This is a genomic window from Bradyrhizobium sp. B097, assembly GCF_038957035.1.
GTDB lineage: Bacteria > Pseudomonadota > Alphaproteobacteria > Rhizobiales > Xanthobacteraceae > Bradyrhizobium.
Window position 1 is genome coordinate 8,821,478 of sequence record NZ_CP152412.1, and the last position, 19,743, is coordinate 8,841,220.

17 protein-coding genes are annotated in these 19,743 nt (G+C 65.0%); 10 read left to right on the forward strand and 7 right to left on the reverse strand.

Annotated features, from left to right (window positions below):
- Window positions 1–257 precede the first annotated feature (257 nt).
- Entirely contained in the window at window positions 258–1,421 is a 1,164-nt protein-coding gene (locus AAFG07_RS40610; RefSeq protein ID WP_342725155.1) for a substrate-binding domain-containing protein, read from the reverse strand.
- Window positions 1,422–1,506: 85 nt separating this feature from the next.
- Complete coding sequence (locus AAFG07_RS40615) at window positions 1,507–2,688, reverse strand: substrate-binding domain-containing protein (RefSeq protein WP_342725156.1); 1,182 nt, start codon at window positions 2,686–2,688, stop codon at window positions 1,507–1,509.
- Window positions 2,689–2,866: 178 nt separating this feature from the next.
- On the opposite strand from AAFG07_RS40615, the gene AAFG07_RS40620 reads away from it, so the two are divergent.
- Complete coding sequence (locus AAFG07_RS40620; protein ID WP_038387042.1) at window positions 2,867–3,310, forward strand: MarR family transcriptional regulator; 444 nt, start codon at window positions 2,867–2,869, stop codon at window positions 3,308–3,310.
- A gap of 14 nt (window positions 3,311–3,324) precedes the next feature.
- Here the strand turns inward: AAFG07_RS40620 and AAFG07_RS40625 are convergent, their stop codons facing one another.
- Window positions 3,325–5,760, reverse strand: a complete 2,436-nt coding sequence (locus AAFG07_RS40625) for a hypothetical protein (protein WP_342725157.1) — start codon at window positions 5,758–5,760, stop codon at window positions 3,325–3,327.
- Window positions 5,761–6,108: 348 nt separating this feature from the next.
- Here AAFG07_RS40625 and AAFG07_RS40630 point away from each other — a divergent pair, with 348 nt between their 5' ends.
- Window positions 6,109–6,543 carry a VOC family protein gene (locus AAFG07_RS40630; RefSeq protein WP_173640120.1) on the forward strand — a complete coding sequence of 145 codons (435 nt, stop codon included), beginning with the start codon at window positions 6,109–6,111 and terminating at the stop codon, window positions 6,541–6,543.
- Between the two features lie 57 nt (window positions 6,544–6,600).
- Here the strand turns inward: AAFG07_RS40630 and secA are convergent, their stop codons facing one another.
- Entirely contained in the window at window positions 6,601–9,465 is a 2,865-nt protein-coding gene (secA, locus tag AAFG07_RS40635; RefSeq protein ID WP_342725158.1) for a preprotein translocase subunit SecA, read from the reverse strand.
- A 405-nt stretch (window positions 9,466–9,870) separates the two neighbouring features.
- On the opposite strand from secA, the gene AAFG07_RS40640 reads away from it, so the two are divergent.
- Window positions 9,871–10,809: a peptidylprolyl isomerase gene (locus AAFG07_RS40640; protein ID WP_212311945.1), complete on the forward strand. Its 939-nt coding sequence runs from the start codon at window positions 9,871–9,873 to the stop codon at window positions 10,807–10,809.
- Window positions 10,810–11,072: 263 nt separating this feature from the next.
- A complete protein-coding gene (argJ, locus tag AAFG07_RS40645) occupies window positions 11,073–12,314 on the forward strand; it encodes a bifunctional glutamate N-acetyltransferase/amino-acid acetyltransferase ArgJ (RefSeq protein WP_342725159.1) in 1,242 nt (413 codons plus the stop codon).
- 241 nt (window positions 12,315–12,555) lie between these two features.
- On the opposite strand, the gene AAFG07_RS40650 is transcribed toward argJ, so the two are convergent.
- Entirely contained in the window at window positions 12,556–13,884 is a 1,329-nt protein-coding gene (locus AAFG07_RS40650) for a pilus assembly protein TadG-related protein (RefSeq protein WP_342725160.1), read from the reverse strand.
- 174 nt (window positions 13,885–14,058) lie between these two features.
- Here AAFG07_RS40650 and AAFG07_RS40655 point away from each other — a divergent pair, with 174 nt between their 5' ends.
- Window positions 14,059–14,469, forward strand: coding sequence for a (deoxy)nucleoside triphosphate pyrophosphohydrolase (locus tag AAFG07_RS40655; protein ID WP_176528513.1), 411 nt, complete (start codon window positions 14,059–14,061; stop codon window positions 14,467–14,469).
- A gap of 350 nt (window positions 14,470–14,819) precedes the next feature.
- On the opposite strand, the gene AAFG07_RS40660 is transcribed toward AAFG07_RS40655, so the two are convergent.
- On the reverse strand, window positions 14,820–15,662 hold the full coding sequence (locus AAFG07_RS40660; RefSeq protein WP_342725161.1) for a methyltransferase domain-containing protein: 843 nt from the start codon (window positions 15,660–15,662) through the stop codon (window positions 14,820–14,822).
- Between the two features lie 78 nt (window positions 15,663–15,740).
- On the opposite strand from AAFG07_RS40660, the gene AAFG07_RS40665 reads away from it, so the two are divergent.
- From AAFG07_RS40665 to AAFG07_RS40685, 5 genes are read left to right on the forward strand one after another with little or no spacing between them, the layout of a single operon-like run.
- Complete coding sequence (locus AAFG07_RS40665) at window positions 15,741–16,550, forward strand: ComF family protein (protein ID WP_342725162.1); 810 nt, start codon at window positions 15,741–15,743, stop codon at window positions 16,548–16,550.
- A 30-nt stretch (window positions 16,551–16,580) separates the two neighbouring features.
- Window positions 16,581–16,853: a glutaredoxin 3 gene (gene grxC / locus AAFG07_RS40670; protein ID WP_342725163.1), complete on the forward strand. Its 273-nt coding sequence runs from the start codon at window positions 16,581–16,583 to the stop codon at window positions 16,851–16,853.
- Window positions 16,853–17,731, forward strand: coding sequence for a carbon-nitrogen hydrolase family protein (locus AAFG07_RS40675; RefSeq protein ID WP_342725164.1), 879 nt, complete (start codon window positions 16,853–16,855; stop codon window positions 17,729–17,731). Before grxC ends, AAFG07_RS40675 begins: the two co-directional genes overlap by 1 nt.
- On the forward strand, window positions 17,728–18,198 hold the full coding sequence (locus tag AAFG07_RS40680; RefSeq protein WP_342725165.1) for a DUF1178 family protein: 471 nt from the start codon (window positions 17,728–17,730) through the stop codon (window positions 18,196–18,198). The genes AAFG07_RS40675 and AAFG07_RS40680 overlap by 4 nt, the downstream gene beginning before the upstream one ends.
- Window positions 18,195–18,623, forward strand: coding sequence for an EamA family transporter (locus AAFG07_RS40685; RefSeq protein WP_342725166.1), 429 nt, complete (start codon window positions 18,195–18,197; stop codon window positions 18,621–18,623). The genes AAFG07_RS40680 and AAFG07_RS40685 overlap by 4 nt, the downstream gene beginning before the upstream one ends.
- On the opposite strand, the gene AAFG07_RS40690 is transcribed toward AAFG07_RS40685, so the two are convergent.
- A complete protein-coding gene (locus AAFG07_RS40690; RefSeq protein WP_342725167.1) occupies window positions 18,624–19,523 on the reverse strand; it encodes a DMT family transporter in 900 nt (299 codons plus the stop codon).
- Between the last annotated feature and the right edge of the window lie 220 nt (window positions 19,524–19,743).

The following is a 19,743-nucleotide window of genomic DNA, read 5'->3' on the forward strand; positions in this document are numbered from 1 at the left end:
ATCGGATCCCTTGGACATCCTTGGGCACGAAGCAGCGGCGGCGCGTTTGCCCCGCGCGAACCGCTCACCCCGTTGCTGTATTGAAAACGGAAATATTTTCCTTTTCAAGTATTATTTCGCAAACTCCCTCTCCCGCTTGCGGGGGAGGGTCGGGGTGGGGGTATCTCAGCGGATCGCATGGTGGAGAAAGCCCCCACCCGCATTGCATCTTCGATGCAATGCGACCTCCCCCGCAAGCGGGAGAGGTGAAGAAAGAATCAGATCGCCTTGATCACCCTGAAGTCGAGGCCATCGGCTTCGGCCAGATACATCGGCATCCTGGCGTGGCCGCTGCGCACCATGACCGGACCGCGCGGGCCGCGATAGACGAGATTATCCGCTGCCGCGAGCAGCGGCCGCAGGTCGAGCGTGCCGGCGCGGTTGGCGGCAGCCTCTAACAGGCAGAAGCCCTCATAGGCGGACTCGCCGCACGATCCGACCGGCGGCGCGAACGGACCGAACATCGCGCGATAGCGGTCCCTGAAATCGTCGCCGGCCTGCGAGCCGACCGAGGGGAAATAGCCGGAGGCGCAGAACAGGTTCTCGGTCTTGTCGGCGCCGACGCCGAGCAGCGCCGTTTCGTCGAAACAGCCGGCAAAGCGCAGCGTTGTGGCGGCAAGTCCGGCATCGGCGAAGGCGCGGTTGAAGGTCACGCTGTCGGTGCCGATCAGCGAGATCAGCACGACATCGGGCTTCGCCGCACGAATCCGCTCCAGATGCGCCGCGTGATCGTCCTCGCCGACCGGCACGAACTCCTCGCCGACCACGAGGCCCCCGGTCTCCTTGATGTAGCGCTTCACCGCGCGGTGCGACTGCCAGGGCCAGACATAATCGCTGCCGATCAGGTACCAGCGCCTGGCGCGCTTCGCCTCGGCCAGCCAGTGGATCGACGGCCGGTTCTGCCAGCGCGGCGTCTCGCCGATCGCAATGACGCCCGGCGTCCGCTCGCCGCCCTCATAGACCGGCGTGTAGATGTAGGGGATCTTGCTGCGGGTGATGAGGTGACGCAGCGCGACACGCACCGCGCTGGTGTGCATGCCCATGATGAGATCGACCTCGTCGGAGGCGATCGCCTGCTCGGCGCGGTCGATCACCTCGTCGATTGGACCGCCGGCGTCGTAGACCGAGAACTCGATCTCACGGCCGAGGATGCCGCCGCGCCGGTTGATCTCGGCGACCGCGAGCTGCGCGGTCGAGGTCGCGGCCGGCCCCCACATCCCGGGCGAACCGGAGCAACAGACGAAGCCACCGATCCGCAGCCGGTTGCGCGCGCCGCGCGGACCGAACCCGCCACGATCCATCGGCGCAAGCAGGCGATCCGACGCCGCCGACGCCAGGTTCCTGAACAGCAGGGATGGCGGGAACGGGAGGTTTCTTGCCATGACGTTTGGCGTCGAATGCACACCTGCTCCTGTCCGGCACCCGCACGCCGCTCACGGCATCGCCCTCACGGGCGACGGTGCCACGCTAGATCGTCTTGATCACATTGAAGTCGAGACCGTCGGCCTCGGCAAGATAGATCGGCATTTCGGCACGGCCGTCGCGAATGGTCACGGTGCCGCGGGCGCCGCTGTAAACGAGGTTGCGCGCCGCAGCGGATAAAGGGCCCGTTGACAGCGAGCGGGCCCGGTTGGCCGCCGCTTCGAGAAAGCGCATCCCCTCGTAGTTGGACTGTCCGACCGAGCCGATCGGCGGCGCGTGCGCCCCGAACATCGCGCGGTAGCTGATCTGGAACTCGTCATTGGCGCGCGAATCGACGCAGCCGAAATAGCCGGAGGCGCAGAACAGGTTCTCGGTCGCGTCCGGCCCGATGCCGAGCAACACGGTCTCGTCCATCGCGCCGGCATAGCGCAGCGTGGTGGCTGCGAGTCCTGCGTCGGCGAAGGCGCGGTTGAAGGTGATGCTGTCGGTCCCGATCAGGGTGATCAGCACGACATCGGGCCGGGCTGCGCGAATCCGCGCCAGATGCGGCTCGTGATCGTCCTCGCCGAGCGGGACGAATTCCTCGCCGACCACCTGGCCGCCGGCCTCCTTGATGTAACGCTTCACCGCGCGATGCGACTGCCAGGGCCAGACATAGTCGCTGCCGATCAGATACCAGCGCTGCGCCTTCTTGACCTCGGTGAGCCAGTGGATCGCCGGGCGGCTTTCGGCGCGCGGCGTCTCGCCGATCGCCATCACGCCGGGCGTCCGCTCGCCGCCCTCATAGACCGGCGTATAGACATAGGGGATGCGGCCGGCCGTGACCTTGCGCAGCGCGAGACGGACCGCCGAGATATGCGAGCCCATGATCACGTCGATCTCGTCGAAGGCGATCGCCCGCTCGGCGCGCCGCACCACCTCCTCGATCGGCCCGCCGGCGTCGTACATCGACAATTCGACCTCGCGGCCGCGGATGCCGCCGCGCCGGTTGATCTCGGCGACAGCCAGCATGACGCTGTTGGCCGAGATCGGCCCCCAGATTCCGGGCGCGCCGGAGAAGGTGATGAAATTGCCAATCCTAAGCTTGCTGTCGGTGCCGCCACGGCGCGAGGAGCCCGGCTTGACGGTCAAAGCGAGATCGGCCGCGCAGGACGACGGATTTCGAAACAGGTGCGGCGGCGCGACGGGCATGCCGCCATACGCCTGGAAGGAGACCGTCGAGAGCACGCCAACTCCTGTCTGGGAAGCAGTACGCAACGCAGCCAGCGGGCGGTCGCGGCATCCGCCCCTTGGTTGGGGGAATATCCTAGGGGAAAATATTGAATATTCAACAATTGAAGTGCATATAGAAATGGCATGAGTTGCCGGACATTCATTCACCGGGTCAGGAACCAGGTCTCACGCCGTGGCTAAACCGCCGAAAGAAAATTCCCCGATCACCGAACACCTCACCTACCTGCTCGCGCAAGCCAACCGGGAGATCAACCGGCAGTTGGAGACGCGGCTGGCCAAGGAAGGCGTGCCGGTCGAGCAGTGGCGCATCCTCAAAGTGCTGTCCGACGGCAACGGCCACTCGATGGGCGAGCTTGCCGACGCGGTGCTGCTCAACCATCCGACGCTGACCAAGATGATCGACCGCATGGTGTCGGACGCGCTGGTCTATCGCGTGCAGGATCCGAAGGATCGCCGCAAGGTGCTGATGTTCGTCTCCGACCGCGGCAAGGCGCTGTGCCGCCGGCTGAACTCGCTCGCAGTCAGCCAGGAAGAGCACATCGTCGAGAGCTATGGCGACAAGTCGACCACCGAGCTGAAGCGGCTGCTGGAAAGCCTGATCGGCAGCGCGAACTGAGGCAACAGCCTCCGCTACGACGCCACCTCGTCCTGCGCCACCAGGCCGGCCGGCCGCACCGGCTTGAGGGCGGTATCAGCGACCGGTTGGGCCAGCCGGTTGGCGACGATCATGATCGCGCACACCACATAGCAGCAGACGCCGAGTGCGAATGTCGTGGTGATGCCGAACTGGATCGACAGCGCCATGCCAAGCACGGACGCAAGCATCGAGGTGATGCCGTTGGTGCTCCAGAAGAACGGCAGCAGCCCGTCATGCCGCCGCCAGATGCCGAGGCCCAGCGGGAACATCATGCCCATGCAGAAAGCCGGCGGGGCCAGCAGCGCGACCGACGCCAGGATGCGGATGTCGGTGGGCGCGGAGCGCGCCCAGGCGGTGACGGCCGGCGTCAGCAGGCCTGCGGCCACCAGCGTTGCGCCCAGCGCCACCAGGCGAGCGATCAACATGGCCGGCCGCGAAGGCGCAGCACCCACAGTGGCGCTGCCGATACCGCCGAACAGCAGGATCGTGAACAGCACGACGCTGAGCCCGTAGACCGGGTGGCCGAGGAACACCATCAGCCGTTGCATCTGCGAAATCTCGATCAGCATGAAGCCCATGCCGATCGCGGCGAAATAGGCCACCGGCGGCACCAGCGTGGCCACCGGCATCCGCCGCATCAGGCGCGCGAAGGGAATGCCGATGTAGAAGATGCAGATGCCGAGCTGGAAGACGAGCACCCATTTGATGATGCCGAGCGCTGCGTTGTTCTGCGCCTCGAAGCCGTTCTTGAGGAACAGATCGGCAAGTCGCGCGGTATAGAAGAAGAATGGCTTGTCGTCGGTCGAGGCCGCGATGTTTACCGGCAGTGAATCAAGGAAGCTCTGGTCGGCCTTGCCCGATAGAAGAGCCGAGGTGACATTGTCGTATGCGATGTCAGGCCCGAGCAGCAGCTTGAATCCCTGTGCTTCCAGCCGGTCGCGTGCGCCCCGCCATTGCGCCGCCGTGAACGCCTCGGGCCGGGTCATGACCGTGACGATGCTGCCGACATTCGCCGCAATCACATGCTGCGACAGTTCGGTCATCGGCACGCCCTGATGCTGCAGCGCCTCGGCCGCGATCGCAATCAGGCGATAGAACTCGCCGCGATAGACCGTTGGTTCGTACCAGCGCGACACCGACAGCATGCCGCCCGACTTCAGCGCGCGGAAGAAATCATCCCACGCCTCCACGGTGTAGAGCCGGTTCTCGGTCAGCGTCAGCCCGCCGGCTGCGGTGGCCGCCCAGGTGTCGATCAGCGAGATCTGGATCAGGTCGTAGCGATCGGGCGAGTGGTTGATGTAACTGCGCGCTTCGGCATTGACCAGCGACACGCCGGGCTGGCGATGGAGATGGCCCGAATAATCGGCGAACTTGTCGGTCAGCACTTCGAAGATCGCGGGATTGATTTCGATGCCGTGAATTCGCTGCGCGCCGAAATAGAGGCCGGAGAGGATGTCGCGGCCGCCGCCGACGCCGACCACGGCCACGTCGCCCGGCCGTTGCTGCACCAGATAGGGCGCGTTGATGACGTCGTCCTTGAGATAGGAAACCTTGGTCAGATCGCCGGAGAAGCGGGTGATCGGCGTCGCCGCGTCGGCATCGATGTCGAGATAGAGCTGCTCGATCCTGGTATCCGGGGTGCGCGAGAAGGACCAGCCGAACGGAATGGTGAGCCCGAGATCGGTCACGCGGATGCGCGAATAGGTGTTCCAGCGCTCGAACAAGGTTCCGGTCTGCTGGGTGCCCTTGGCCCAGATCACGCCAAGATGGCTGCTGCCGGTTACAGCAAGCGCGGTGTGAACGGCGGCGAGCGCGGCAAGACCAAGCGCGCTGTTGCGGCTCAGGCGCACATCGCTTCGGCCTTCGCCGTGACGGACCACGAACCAACCGACGGCCGCGGCGCAGGCGCCGATCCACAGCGTTGCACTGACCGGATCGATCACCAACAGCACGAAGATGATGCCGAGGCATCCGACCGCGGCGCCGACCAGATCGGCAGCGTAGAGCCAGCCCCCGACATTGGGCAGCCGGGTCAGGAGAAGCGTGATGCAGATGCCGCCCTCGGCAAACGGAATGGTGAAAGCCAGCGCCACCACGGCGAGCGCAGACATGGCGTATGCGTCGGGCACGACCAGCGGCGCATACAGAAAGGCGCACATGACGACGACGCCGCTGATCGCGAACCGCGCGGCGTGACGGGCAAATTCCGGCGCCACGCGCTCCGGCGTATAGCGGGCGGAATCCTCATAAACCTTCATTGCACCGCGCGTCAGCCCGAACATCGCAAGCGCGATGGCCCCGAAAGCGAAGTGGTAATGCACCATCACGCTGAAGAAGCGGGTGATGAGGATCTGATAGGCTAGCGTGGCCGACGCCAGTACGAAGATCGCCGGATAGTAGCGGCCGGGCATAGTCGTCGCGGTCTGCAAGGCGCCGCCTCCTGATCGAGCCTTGATCAAAGAGACGCTTTGATGCGCGTTGGCGGCTCACCCGACGCGCCCGGCAATATTGACGCACAGAGCACTAACAAGTGATTGATTGGACGAGCCAACACCGACTTTGGGTAGTGGCCGGACCGGCGGCGGGCTTAGCGCAGGGTTACCACGGAACCCAGAATCGCGAAAATACCGCCTCGCCGACAGACAGCTTGCCGGGAGGCTCCACAAAAAGTCCGGTCAAGATGTCGGAGTGCCGGTCGCGGGCGCGTCCTCCGAACGCGCTAATGCTGAGCGCGGTTCCGGCTCATCCTCCTCATCGATCACAAGGATTCCTCCGTCATGACTTCGATCACGCCGTTCCTCTGGCTCGACAACAACGTTCGCGACGCCGTCGCCTTCTACAAATCGGTGTTTCCGAACGCCGAGATCGAGACCGTCAGCGACTTCATGGCGAGCTTCGAGCTCGAGGGGCAGCGGTTCTACGCGCTCAATGGCGGCCCGCAGCACAAGTTCAACGAGGCGGTGTCGTTCTTCCTCAGTGTCGAGACCCAGGAACAGGTGGATTACTTCTGGGAGAAGCTCACCGACGGCGGCCAGGAATCGCGCTGCGGCTGGCTCAAGGACCGCTTCGGCCTGTCCTGGCAGGTGATCCCGACGGCGCTGAGCCGCTATCTCGGCGATCCCGACCGCAAGGCGGCCGATCGCGCAATGCAGGCGATGCTGAAGATGCAGAAGATCATCATCGCCGATCTCGACAAGGCCTTCGCCGGCTGACGGCGATGCAGCCTCGACGGCGGGCGCATCGCCCGCCGCGTCAGGGCTTGCGGCGGCTTACGCGTACCGGCCGTGGCAGTGCTTGTACTTCTTGCCTGACCCGCAGGGGCAGTCCTCGTTGCGACCGACCTTGCCCCAGCTCGCCGGGTCATTCGGATTGCGGTCGGCGGCCGGCATCCCCGGCGCCAGCGAGGCCTGGGCGTAGGTGGCTTCGGTCAGGCGAGCCTGCGCGAATTCGTCCTCGCCGGTGTGGGGATCGAGCTTGTGCGCTTCCATCGGCGGCAGCGGCATCGCAGGCTCATCCGGCGGCACGATCTCGACCCGCATCAGCTGCGCGGTGACGGCCTCGCGCAGATGCGCGCTCATCTCCTGGAAGAGATTGAAGGCCTCGGTCTTGTACTCCTGCAACGGATCGCGCTGGCCGTAGCCGCGCAGGCCGATCACCTGGCGCAGATGGTCGAGCATGATCAGGTGCTCGCGCCAGAGATGGTCGAGCGTCTGCAACAGGATGGTCTTCTCGACGTAGCGCATCACGTCGGGGCCCCACTGCGCGACCTTCGCCGCCATGCGCTCGTCGACATGATTCTCGATGCGGTTGAGCAGTTCCTCGTCGGCGATGCCCTCTTCCTTGGCCCATTCGTCGACCGGCAGGTCGACATCGAGCACGCGCTTCAGCTCTTCCTTGAGGCCCGCGGTGTCCCACTGCTCGGCATAAGCGTGCTCGGGGATGTGCTTGGCGACCACGTCCTCGACGAAGGCGTGGCGCATGTCGGTCACGGTCTCGACGACGCTGTCGTCCTTCATCAGGTCGATGCGCTGGTCGAAGATCACCTTGCGCTGGTCGTTCTGGACGTTGTCGAACTTCAGGAGGTTCTTGCGGATGTCGAAGTTGCGCGCTTCGACCTTCTGCTGCGCCTTCTCGAGCGCCTTGTTGATCCAGGGATGGATGATGGCTTCGCCTTCCTGCAGGCCGAGCCGTTGCAGCATGCTGTCGAGCCGGTCGGAGCCGAAGATGCGCATCAGATCGTCTTCCAGCGACAGGAAGAATTTCGAGCGGCCGGGGTCGCCCTGACGGCCGGAACGGCCGCGCAGCTGGTTGTCGATGCGGCGGGATTCGTGGCGCTCGGAGCCGATGATGTAGAGGCCGCCCGGCTTCTTCACCGTCTTGGCGGGCTTGTTGCCCTTGGCGGGCTCGACCTCGAAATCCTCTTCCGCCTTCAGCACCAGTTCGCGGAAGCGTTCGATGTCGGCCTTGATCAGCTCGATCTTCTTCGCCTTCTCGGCTTCGTCGGCGATCCCTGCGGTCTCCTGCTGGATCCGCATCTCGAGCGAGCCGCCGAGCTTGATGTCGGTGCCGCGGCCGGCCATGTTGGTCGCGATCGTGATCGCACCCGGCACGCCGGCTTCCGCGACGATATAGGCTTCCTGCTCGTGGAAGCGCGCGTTCAGCACCGCGAACAGTTTTGCCGGCTTGCCTGCGCGAGCCGCCGCATAAAGCTTGTCCATGCCGGACTCGGAGCCGAAATCGATCTGCTTGTAGCCGTGCTTCTTGAGGTACTCGGCCAGCACTTCCGATTTCTCGATCGACGCCGTGCCGACCAGCACCGGCTGCAGCCGCTTGTTGGCGCGCTCGATCTCGGCAAGGATCGCGGCGTATTTTTCGTTCTGGGTGCGGTAGACCTCGTCGTCCTCGTCGAGGCGCGCCACCGGCAGGTTGGTCGGGATCTCCACGACCTCGAGCTTGTAGATGTCGAACAGCTCGTCGGCTTCGGTCAGCGCCGTACCGGTCATGCCGGACAGCTTCTGGTACATCCGGAAATAGTTCTGGAAAGTGATCGAGGCCAGCGTCTGGTTTTCGGGCTGGACCGTGACGTGCTCCTTGGCCTCCAGCGCCTGGTGCAGGCCTTCCGAATAACGCCGGCCCTGCATCATGCGTCCCGTGAACTCGTCGATGATGATGACCTCGTCGTCGCGGACGATGTAATCCTTGTCGCGCGTGAACAGCGTGTGCGCGCGCAGCGCCTGGTTGACGTGATGCACGACGGAGACGTTCTCGACGTCGTACAGCGACTCGCCCTTGAGCTGGCCGGCATCGCGCAGCAGGTTCTCGAGCTTCTCCATGCCGCCTTCGGTCAGCGTCACCGTGCGCTGCTTCTCGTCGACCTCGAAGTCGTCCTTCTTGGCGAGCTTCGGCATGAAGGTGTCGATGGTGTTGTAGAAATCCGAACGGTCGTCGAGCGGGCCGGAGATGATCAGCGGCGTGCGCGCTTCGTCGATCAGGATCGAGTCCACTTCGTCGACGATCGCGTAGAAATGCTCGCGCTGGACCATGTCCTCCAGGCGGTACTTCATGTTGTCGCGCAGATAGTCGAAGCCGTATTCGTTGTTGGTACCGTAGGTGATGTCGCAGGCATAGGCGGCCTTGCGCTCGGCGTCGTCGAGGCCGTGCACGATCACGCCGGTGGTCAGCCCCAGGAACGAATAGATCTGGCCCATCCAGCCGGAGTCGCGGCGGGCGAGGTAGTCGTTGACGGTAACGACGTGGACGCCCTTGCCGGCGAGCGCGTTGAGGTAGACCGCCAGCGTCGCAACCAGCGTCTTGCCTTCGCCGGTCTTCATCTCGGCGATGTCGCCCTCGTGCAGCACCATGCCGCCGATCAGCTGGACGTCGAAATGGCGCTGGCCGAGCGTCCGCTTGGCCGCCTCGCGCACCGTGGCGAAGGCCGGAACCAGGAGGTCATCGAGCGTCTTGCCGCTGGCGAGCTGCTGCTTGAACTCGGCGGTGCGGGCCTTGAGCTGGTCGTCCGTCAGTTTGACGAGGTCGGGCTCCAGGGCGTTGATGGCGCTGACGCGGGACTGATACCCCTTGACCCGACGGTCGTTGGCGGAGCCGAAAAACTTGCGGGCGAGCGCGCCGATCATGCGAAATTCCTGTTCTTCGGTCTCGAGTTCGGTCTTGGTTCGGTTTTGAATTTCAGTCTTGAATTTCAGTCTTGGATTTCAGTCTTGGAATACAGCCTGAGATGGTCCGCCGGATTGCCTATCAACTCACCGTGACGCGCTACGGTTCGAGCCCCGACCCGGAGCTCCTCCGCCAATTGAGTGGGAAACAGGCCATCCTGGGTTCAACGGCGAAAAACGCAGCAAAATAAGCGCTCTCACCACTGACACGGTCGGCCAGAGATATGGCCCGGTCGGGGGGTTGTCAACGCCGCCAAGATGTCAAGGAATTCATCATTTTGACAAGACTTTCGCGTTGCCAATGTAACACGATTGGGCGAGTGTCCGCCCCGCTCGAGCTTCCCCCCTTTAGACCAAGGATTTTGCATGACCACCTCGCCTCCGGAAACCAAAACCGGCCTGCGCCTCGGCCTCGCCACCCTGGCCGCCACGGGCTGTCTTGTCGCAGTGCTGGCTGCCGGCCTCCCGGTCCGCGCCGCGGAATCCGACCCGGTGCTGGCGAAGGTGAACGGTTCCGAGATCCATGCCAGCGACGTGGCGCTCGCCGAGGAGGAACTCGGCCCGAGCCTGCAGCAGATGGACCCCTCGACGCGCAAGGACAACGTGCTGTCCTTCCTGATCGACATGAAGATCGTGTCCAAGGCCGCCGAGGACAAGAAGATCGAGAACAACGACGACTTCAAGAAACGGCTCGCCTTCACCCGCAACCGCCTGTTGATGGACAGCCTGCTTGCCAGCGAAGGCAAGGCCGCGACCACCGACGACGCCATGAAGAAGGTCTATGAAGAGGCCTCCAAGCAGATCACCGGCGAGCAGGAGGTGCGCGCCCGCCACATCCTGGTCGAGACCGAGGATGAGGCGAAGGCGATCAAGGCCGAGCTCGACAAGGGCGCGGACTTCGCCGAGCTCGCCAAGAAGAAGTCCAAGGATCCCGGCGCCTCCGACGGCGGCGACCTCGGCTTCTTCACCAAGGAGCAGATGGTGCCGGAATTCTCCGCGGTCGCCTTCACGCTCGAGCCGGGCAAGATCTCCGATCCGGTCAAGTCGCAGTTCGGCTGGCACATCATCAAGGTCGAGGAAAAGCGCAACCGCAAGGCGCCCGACTTCGAGCAGGTGAAGGCCCAGATCGAGACCTATGTGACCCGCAAGGCCCAGGCCGACTATGTCGCCAAGCTGCGCGAGGCCGCCAAGGTCGAGCGCCTGGACAAGCCGGCCGAGACGGCCAAGGACGCGACCGCGCCGGCGGATGCCGCCAAGGACGCGCCGAAGCCCGCCGACAACAAGATGGCGCCGGCGAAGAAGTAGGCTTCGCGAACGTTGTTGCAGTTGCGATGGCCGGGCATGTCCCGGCCATTTGCGTTTTGAGGTGCATTCGTAGCCCGGATGAAGCGCAGCGAAATCCGGGGCAACTCCTTCCACGGTGACAGCGGTCCCGGATTACGCTGCGCTTCATCCGGGCTACAGGCTTCTTGAACAATTGATGACAGCACGTTCGCGTCGCAGCCCTCTCCCGCTTCAGCCGGCGAGATGTTATGCAGCGCTTCCCTCCCCGTAGCCGGAAGCCTCCCATGTCCACCGCCGTCTCCCCCCTCGCCCCGCCTGACGTTCCCGAGATGCCCGTGATCGCGGGTGTGCGGCTTGCGACCGCTGCCGCCGGCATCCGCTACAAGGGCCGCACCGACGTGCTGCTCGCGCTGATGGACAAGGGCACCACGGTGGCCGGCGTCTTCACCAAGTCGAAGTGCCCGTCGGCGCCGGTCGAATGGTGCCGCGCCAAGCTGAAGGGTGGGGCGGCGCGCGCGCTGGTGGTGAATTCCGGCAACGCCAATGCCTTCACCGGCAAGACCGGCAAGTCGTCCACCGCGCTGACCGCGCAGATCGCGGCGAAGGCGGTCGGCTGTTCGACGTCGGACGTCTTCCTTGCCTCCACCGGCGTGATCGGCGAGCCGCTCGACGCCACCAAGTTCGACGGCGTGCTGGCGCAGCTCGCGGAGACCGCGACCCCCGATCTGTGGATGGACGCGGCCAAGGCGATCATGACCACCGATACCTTCCCGAAGGTCGCCACCGCGACCGTGAAGCTCGGCAAGGCCAAGGTGACGATCAACGGCATGGCCAAGGGCGCCGGCATGATCATGCCCGACATGGCGACCATGCTGTCCTTCATCTTCACCGACGCGCCGCTGTCGGCGTCCGTGCTGCAATCGCTGCTCAGGGCCGGCGTCGAGGACACCTTCAATGCGCTGACCATCGACGGCGACACCTCGACCTCGGACACGCTGCTCGCCTTTGCGACCGGCGCGGCGGCAGCCAACGGCGCGCCGAAGATCTCGCGCGCCGGCGACCCGCGCCTGAAGGCCTTCACCAAGGCGTTCCAGCAGATCCTCGCCAATCTGTCCGAGCAGGTGGCGCGCGACGGCGAAGGCGCGCGCAAGCTGGTCGAGGTCGTGGTCGAGGGCGCGACGACAAAGCCTTCGGCGCGCAAGATCGCAATGTCGATCGCCAATTCGCCGCTGGTGAAGACCGCGATCGCCGGCGAGGACGCCAATTGGGGCCGCGTGGTGATGGCGGTCGGCAAGGCCGGCGAGCCCGCCAACCGCGACAAGCTCTCGATCTCCTTCAACGGCATCCGCGTCGCCAAGAGCGGCGCGCGCGATCCGTCCTACAATGAAAAAGAGGTGTCGGAGGCGATGAAGGCGCCGAAGATCCAGATCAAGGTCGCGCTCGGCCTCGGCAAGGCGAAGGACCGCGTGCTGACCTGCGACCTCACCAAGGAATACGTCGCGATCAACGGCGATTACAGGTCGTAACCGCTTTCCCAACCACCTCCGTCATTGCGAGGAGCGAAGCGACGAAGCAATCTATCCGTCGGTATTTGCGGCGAGATGGATTGCTTCGCTTCGCTCGCAATGACGGTGTAAGTCCCGTCATCCTGAGGTGCGCGCACTTGCGCGCCTCGAAGGATGCACGGCCACCAGCCGGGCCGTCGACCCTTCGAGACGGCCGCTTCGCGGCCTCCTCAGGGTGACGGTGAGAGAGCGTGAGCTTTCGCTAGCTCGAGATCCGCGCGTCGGCGACCGCCTTCTTGAACAGTGCGTTCATCGCGTCCGCGATGCCCTGGGTCGGGCTGACCTCGAAATAGAAGCCCGGCGACGCGCAGGCCTGCATGTTCTGCGCGACCTGGCTGTTCGGCGACGGGCCGAACGGACCCTGATTGAACGGATCGATCCAGGTCATGTACCAGTTGTTGGTCGGCAGCTGCAGATAGGTGGTGTAGAGCACCGCGATCTTGATGTTGCGCCTCTTGATCGCATCGCAGAGCGCCGGGTTGATCGGCGACTGGCAGCGACTGCTGCCGGTGATCGGCTTGAGGCAGCTTGAATTCGGCTCGTCGGCGACCCCGTCGGATACGAAGAACAGATATTTCATCGGCGCGGCCGCGGTGCCGGGACCCGGCGCGCTGATCGCATTGCTGATGGCCGGAAGCACCGTGCTGAACTGGCTGTCCTTGTCGGCGGTATACGAATCGTTGTTGCCGTAGACGCCCATCAGGTCGATGTTGCCGGCCGCGGACTTGGCACTCGACAGGCTGGTCGACAGCGAGAACAACGCGCGCAGCCCGATCGTCTTTGACGACGCGCCGAAATCGTAGATCGCCATCCGGTACTGGCTGGAATAGGTCGCGGTGTTCGCGGCCGTGTCCATCAGCTGCTGGGTCGCGCTGCGCAGCACGTCGATGCGCGTCGTGACGCCGAGCGTCTTGGCGAGATTGTAGTAGTTGTTGGCATCGTTGTAGTCGTGGCAGGCGAACGCGCACTGGTCCGGCGTGTTGTTGACCATCTTGGTCACGTCGGCGGGCGTCGCCGCGACCCCCATCGACGGTGAATTGTCCAGCAGCAGATAGAAATCGATATAGAGCGGCATATTCGCGGTCGAGGTCGAGGTGCCCGACACCGACACCTTGCTCCGCCCCAACACGCCGAGGAACATGGTCGGGACATCGGCGGTGAATTGAACCGTCGAGGTGATGGTGCCGCCGCTCTTGGTCATGGTCGGCGTCACGCTGGTCAGCGTGAAGCCGTTCTGGCTGAAGATGTTGCCGTTGAAGATCTTCCTCGCGTCGGCCTCGCCGGCCGAAATCTCGCCGTCGGAGGTCATGGCGCCGGCCGCGACGAAGCCGGGCGATGCCTTGGCGACCGATCCGACGCTCGCCGCGTCGGCCGCGGATATCAGCTTGCTGCGGATCTGGTTGGCGCGGGAATAGTCGACCGCGCATCCGACCGCGACCAGGAGCGGCAGCAGGGCCAGGCCGAACATCATCGCGATGTTGCCGGAGCGATCGCGGCGGAAGCGGCTGACGGTCCGGAGCAAGGTGTGCATGGGTTATATCGGCAGAGAAAATGATGGGCTGATAAATCAGGAGCTCACCCTGCCGACCGCGCATTAAGGCCGGCTTATCGCGAATGCGGAAAGAGCGCGCGGGCACAAATCGTTTGGCTGACGGCGCGTTGCTGGTTAATGAAAGCTTGCAGATGAGAAGGACATTCCAGCTACATGGCTGACATCAAGCTGACCCTCGTGGTCGCCTGCGCGCTGGTCGATGCCGACAAGCGCGTGCTGCTGGCGCAGCGTCCCGAAGGCAAGGCGTTGGCGGGACTGTGGGAATTCCCCGGCGGCAAGATCGAGCCCGGCGAGCGGCCGGAACAGACCCTGATCCGCGAGCTGCATGAGGAGATCGGCATCACCGTGAGCGAGCCGTGCCTCGCGCCGCTGACCTTCGCCAGCCATGCCTACGAGACCTTCCATCTGCTGATGCCGCTCTACATCTGCCGGCGCTGGGAGGGCATGGCGGTGGCGCGCGAGGGCCAGAACCTCGCCTGGGTCCGCGCCAGCAAGCTGCGCGACTACCCGATGCCGCCGGCGGACATTCCACTGCTGCCGCACCTGATCGATCTGCTGCTGTGATCTTCTTCGCCTCTCCCGCTTGCGCGGGAAGCGCGGCTACCCAAAATATCGAAAACAACCCCATGCAAAGTAGCCGGCGGCGCCGGCCGGCGTTCGACCAGGCGACTTGACACGTCGGGCAACTCAGGGGCATAATTCCATTATTCCGAAATTGTGATGCGAGTCTGTGGCTCCCTCCAACCCGTCGTCCCTGCGAAAGCAGGGACCCATACGCCGCGGCGGACCTTGTTGAAGGGGCTCGTCGTTCCAGCATCGCCCAACAATTGGCATTTGTGGTTATGGGTCCCTGCTTTCGCAGGGACGACGCTGAGGTTGGTTCTCGATTCAGGGCGTCACGCTAACCTCACGCTTCAGCGCTTCACCTGCTTCACCGCAGCCTCCAGACTCGCCTTCGCCGAGCCCGGCTTCAGTGGCTTTGGCTGGCTTTCATGCGGGGCCCAGCCGGACAGCCAGACGATATCGAAGGTGGCGCGGATGCGGCCGTCTGGGTCGGCGAAGCGCTCGGCATAAATCTGCGCCATGCGCAGCATGGTGGCGCGGCGGGTTGGGGTGTGGCGGCGCTCGCGCAGCACATTGGTCGCGCCCATCCGCCTTAAATCCTGCATCAGCGTGAATGCGCTGGAATAGCGCACCACGACGCGATCAACATCGGTCACCGGCAGCGCGAAGCCGGCCCGCTGCAACAGCGCGCCGATATCGCGCAGATCGGCGAATGGCGCGACGCGCGGCGACACGCCGCCCTCGCACTCCGCCTCCGCCGCAGCAAAGCTCTGCCTGAGCTCGGTCAGCGTATCGCCGCCAAGCATCGCCGCGAGCAACAGCCCATCGCCCTTCAGCGCCCGGCGAAGTTGCGCCAGCACGCCCGGCAGATCGTTGACGAACTGGAGCGCCAGCGCGGAGACCACGAGGTCGAGCGACTCGGGCGGCAGGCCGAGCGCTTCCGTCTCAGCGAAGCCGATCGTATCGACCGATCCGACTCGCCCACGCAGGGCGTCGGCAAGCCCCTCACCCGGCGTCCAGACGTCGGCCGCGGAAGAAAAGCTGCGCGACACCGCCAGCAACCGGTCTGCCATGTCTTCGGTAGCGCGCTCGAGCAGGAACGTCGCCGCCCCCGCGGCCTGCGCGCGCGCCAGCCGCGCGCCAAGCAATGCGCGATCGAACAGGATCGGGGCCGTGGCCGGGGTCGTTGCCATCCGCGCTGGTTACGCCGGACGGCCGCCGCAGGCAATGCGCCTTGAGCCCGCCCGGCTCAAACGCTAGCCTCATCAGCCATGGACGCCGAGGCATCACCGACACGCTCCATTACCGGTCACTTGCAGCGCGCGCTTGGCGCGGTCGGCGGGGCGTGGCTGCGCACCGCGCGGCTGGCGCTCGACATCGCGCTGCCGACGCTGTGCGTGTCGTGCCGAGAACCGGTCCATGGCGAGGGCGTCTGCGCCGCCTGCTGGGCCAAATTGTCGTTCATCGCGCCGCCGTTCTGCCCGCGGCTCGGGATTCCCTTCGTCTACGATCCAGGTCCCGAGCTGCTGTCGATGGAAGCGATCGCCAATCCGCCGTCCTACCAGCGCGCCCGCGCCGCGGTGCGCTATGACGACGTCGCACGCACCCTGGTGCACGCGTTGAAATACCAGGATCGCACTGATCTCGCGCCAACAATGGGCCGCTGGATGGCGCGGGCGGGGAAGGAATTGCTGGGGGATGCCGACATGCTGGTGCCGGTTCCCCTGCATTGGCGGCGCGGCTGGAGCCGGCGCTACAACCAGTCCGGCGCGCTCGCCAAGGTGATCGCCGGCCAGAGCGGCGTCAAAATGGTCTCCGAGGCGCTGCGGCGCACCCGCGCCACCGAGCAGCAGATCGGGCTGTCGCGCAAGGACCGCGCCAGCAATGTGCAGGGCGCATTTGGGGTCGCCGATGAACGCAAGGCTGACATCCAGGGTCGCCGCGTGGTCCTGGTCGACGACGTCCTGACCTCGGGCGCCACAGTGGATGCCTGCGCGCGGGCGCTGCTGCGCGCCAAAGCCGCGCAGGTCGATGTGCTGGTGTTTGCCCGGGTTGTCGATACCCACCGCGCTCCCATATAATCTGTAACTTCTGGTTCAATCGAGCACACCATGACCGCTGCCATCGAAATCTATACCCGCCCGGGCTGCGGTTATTGCACCGCGGCCAAATCGCTTTTGACGCGCAAGAACGCCGCATTCACCGAACTCAGCGTCGCCAGCAACCCGTCCTATCGCGACGAGATGTACGATCGCGCCGGCAGCGGGGCGACCTTCCCGCAGATCTTCATCGGCCAAACCCATGTCGGCGGCTGCGACGAGCTCTACGCGCTCGACCGCGAGGGCAAACTCGATGGCCTGCTCAGCAACGGAGGCGGCGCCTGATGAGCACGGACAACATTTTCACCGCCGCCATGGTGCAGATGCGCACCGGATTGCTGCCCGAGCCGAGCCTCGAGCAGGGCGCGCGGCTGATCCGCGAAGCGGCGGCGCAGGGCGCCAAATACGTGCTGACCCCCGAAGTCAGCAACATGATGCAGCTGAACCGCAAGGCGCTGTTCGAGCACCTGGCGAGCGAAGAGGACGACAAGTCGCTGCAGGCCTATCGCGCGCTGGCCGCCGAACTGAAGATCCATCTGCATATCGGCTCGCTGGCGCTGCGCTACTCGCCGGAGAAGGCGGTCAACCGCTCGTTCCTGATCGGGCCCGAGGGCAATGTGCTCGCGAGCTACGACAAGATCCATATGTTCGACATCGACCTGCCGGGCGGCGAGAGCTATCGCGAATCGGCAAACTACCAGCCCGGCGAGACCGCCGTGATCTCCGACCTGCCCTGGGGCCGGATCGGACTGACGATCTGCTACGACGTGCGCTTCCCGGCGCTCTATCGCGCGCTGGCCGAAGCCGGCGCGTCCTTCCTCACGGTGCCGTCCGCCTTCACCCGCAAGACCGGCGAAGCGCATTGGCACACGCTGCTGCGCGCCCGCGCCATCGAGACCGGCTGCTTCGTGTTCGCGGCGGCGCAGGCCGGCCTGCATGAGAACAAGCGCGAGACCTTCGGGCATTCACTGATCATCGACCCCTGGGGCGAGATCCTCGCCGAGGGCGGCGTCGAGCCCGGCGTGTTCCTGGCCGAGATCGATCCTTCCAAGGTCGAGACCGCGCGCAAGACCATCCCTTCACTTCAGCACGGCAGGCGTTTCGGCATCGCCGACCCCAAGGCCGGCCCGGAGCATCTGCACCTCGTCCGGGGTTCGGCATGATCCGCTACACGCTGCGCTGCGAGCGCGGCCATCAGTTCGAGAGCTGGTTCCAGAGCTCGGCAGCCTATGAAACGCAGGAGCGGCGTCACCTGATCGATTGCCCGTCCTGCGGCTCTGACAAGATCGAGCGCGCGATCATGGCGCCGCAAATCGTCAGCAAGAAGGGCCGCGAACCGGCCCGGCCGGCGCCGGCCGCCCCCGTCGAGGCGACGCCACCCGAATCGACGTCGCTGATGATGGCGCAGGAGCGCGAGCTGCGCAGCAAGCTGAAGGAACTGCGCGACCACATCGTGAAGAACGCCGACAATGTCGGCGACCGCTTCCCGAACGAGGCGCGCAAGATGCATTACGGCGATATCGAGCATCGGCCGATCTATGGCGAGGCCTCGCCCGAGGAGGCGCGCGCGCTGATCGACGAAGGCGTCGAGGTCTCGCCGCTGCCGACGCTGCCGGAAGACCGGAATTGACCGCGACCTGGCAGGTCTGGGCGTTTCTCTCAGCCGTCTTCGCCGCGCTGACCGCGATCTTCGCCAAGGTCGGCGTCGAGGGCATCAACTCCGATCTCGCCACCCTGATCCGCACCGTGGTCGTGCTGATCACGCTGTCGGCGATCCTGTTCGCGACCGGACAATTCACCCAGGCCGGACCGATCTCGGGCAAGAGCTGGTTGTTCCTGCTGCTGTCCGGGCTCGGCACCGGCGCGTCGTGGATCTGCTATTTCCGTGCGCTGAAGCTCGGACCCGCCACACTTGTCGCGCCGATCGACAAGCTCAGCGTGGTGCTGGTGGCGCTGTTCGGCGCCGTGTTCCTCGGCGAGCGCCCGTCACCCTACGGCTGGATCGGGATCGCGCTGATCGCCGCGGGCGCGGTGCTGATTGCGGTCAAAGGGTAACTACGCGGCGATCAGCAGCGCGACGCCGATCACAATCAGGACGATGCCGATCACCTCACGCAGCGAGAACGGCTGCTTGAGCGAGAAATACGCCACGCCCTGCGCGAACAAGACCTCGATCAGCGCCAGCGTGCGCACATTGGCGGCGGCGGTGAGCGCGAACGCCAGGAACCAGAACTGCGAGGAGAACGCGCCCATGAAGCCCGCAAACATCGAGGGCCGCCACAGACTGAGGATTTTTCGCAGCACGTCCGGCGCGCGCAGCAGCAGATAGACCGACAGGATCAGCGTCTGGACGAACAGGCTCCACATCAGCGTGTAGGAGGCCGCCGTTACAAACGAAACGCCGGGCACGGCAATGATCGCGCCGCGAAAACTCACCGCCGAGATCGCGAACACGGCGGCGGCGCCGAGGCCGAGCACGGTCGGCCGCAGATCGGCAAAACTCTTCTGCCCGCCCGGCCTGAGCGCGGTGACGACGACGCCGATGGTGGCGATCACGATCGCGATCACCTTGGGCGTCGTCAGATGGTCGCCGAGGAAGATGAAGCCGAAGATCGCGGTCTGGATCGCCTCGGTCTTCATGTAGGCCGTGGTCACCACGAAGGAGCGATCGTTCATCGCCAGCAGCATGAAGCCGGTGCCGACGATCTGGCTGAGCGCGCCGGACAACAGCCACGGCCAGAACGACGCCGCCGGCCACGGCACAGGGTCGCCGGTCAGCAGCACCGCCAGCGCGAAGAACACCACCGCGAACGGCAGGCCGAACAGGAAGCGGATATTGGTCGCGCCCCAGGTCCCGAGCGGCCCGGTCAGATGCCGCTGCATCGCATTGCGCGCCACCTGCCCGAACGCAGCGACGATGGTGAAGGGGATCCAGAGCGAGGCGATTGTGAGCATGCGGGATAAGTGCGCCGGGGCGGGAGTACGCGCACAACGTGCCGATTGCCGCCGACGCGGTCAATCGAAACGGCGCATGACTGGATTGCGATCGAGCCGCAAATTCACTGTCGTCCCTGCGAAAGCAGGGACCCATAACCACGGGGAGCGGTTCGTGGCACCATGGTTGAACGAGCCATGACACCGATTAGGCCTAGCGAGATGTGGAGCAGGACACGTC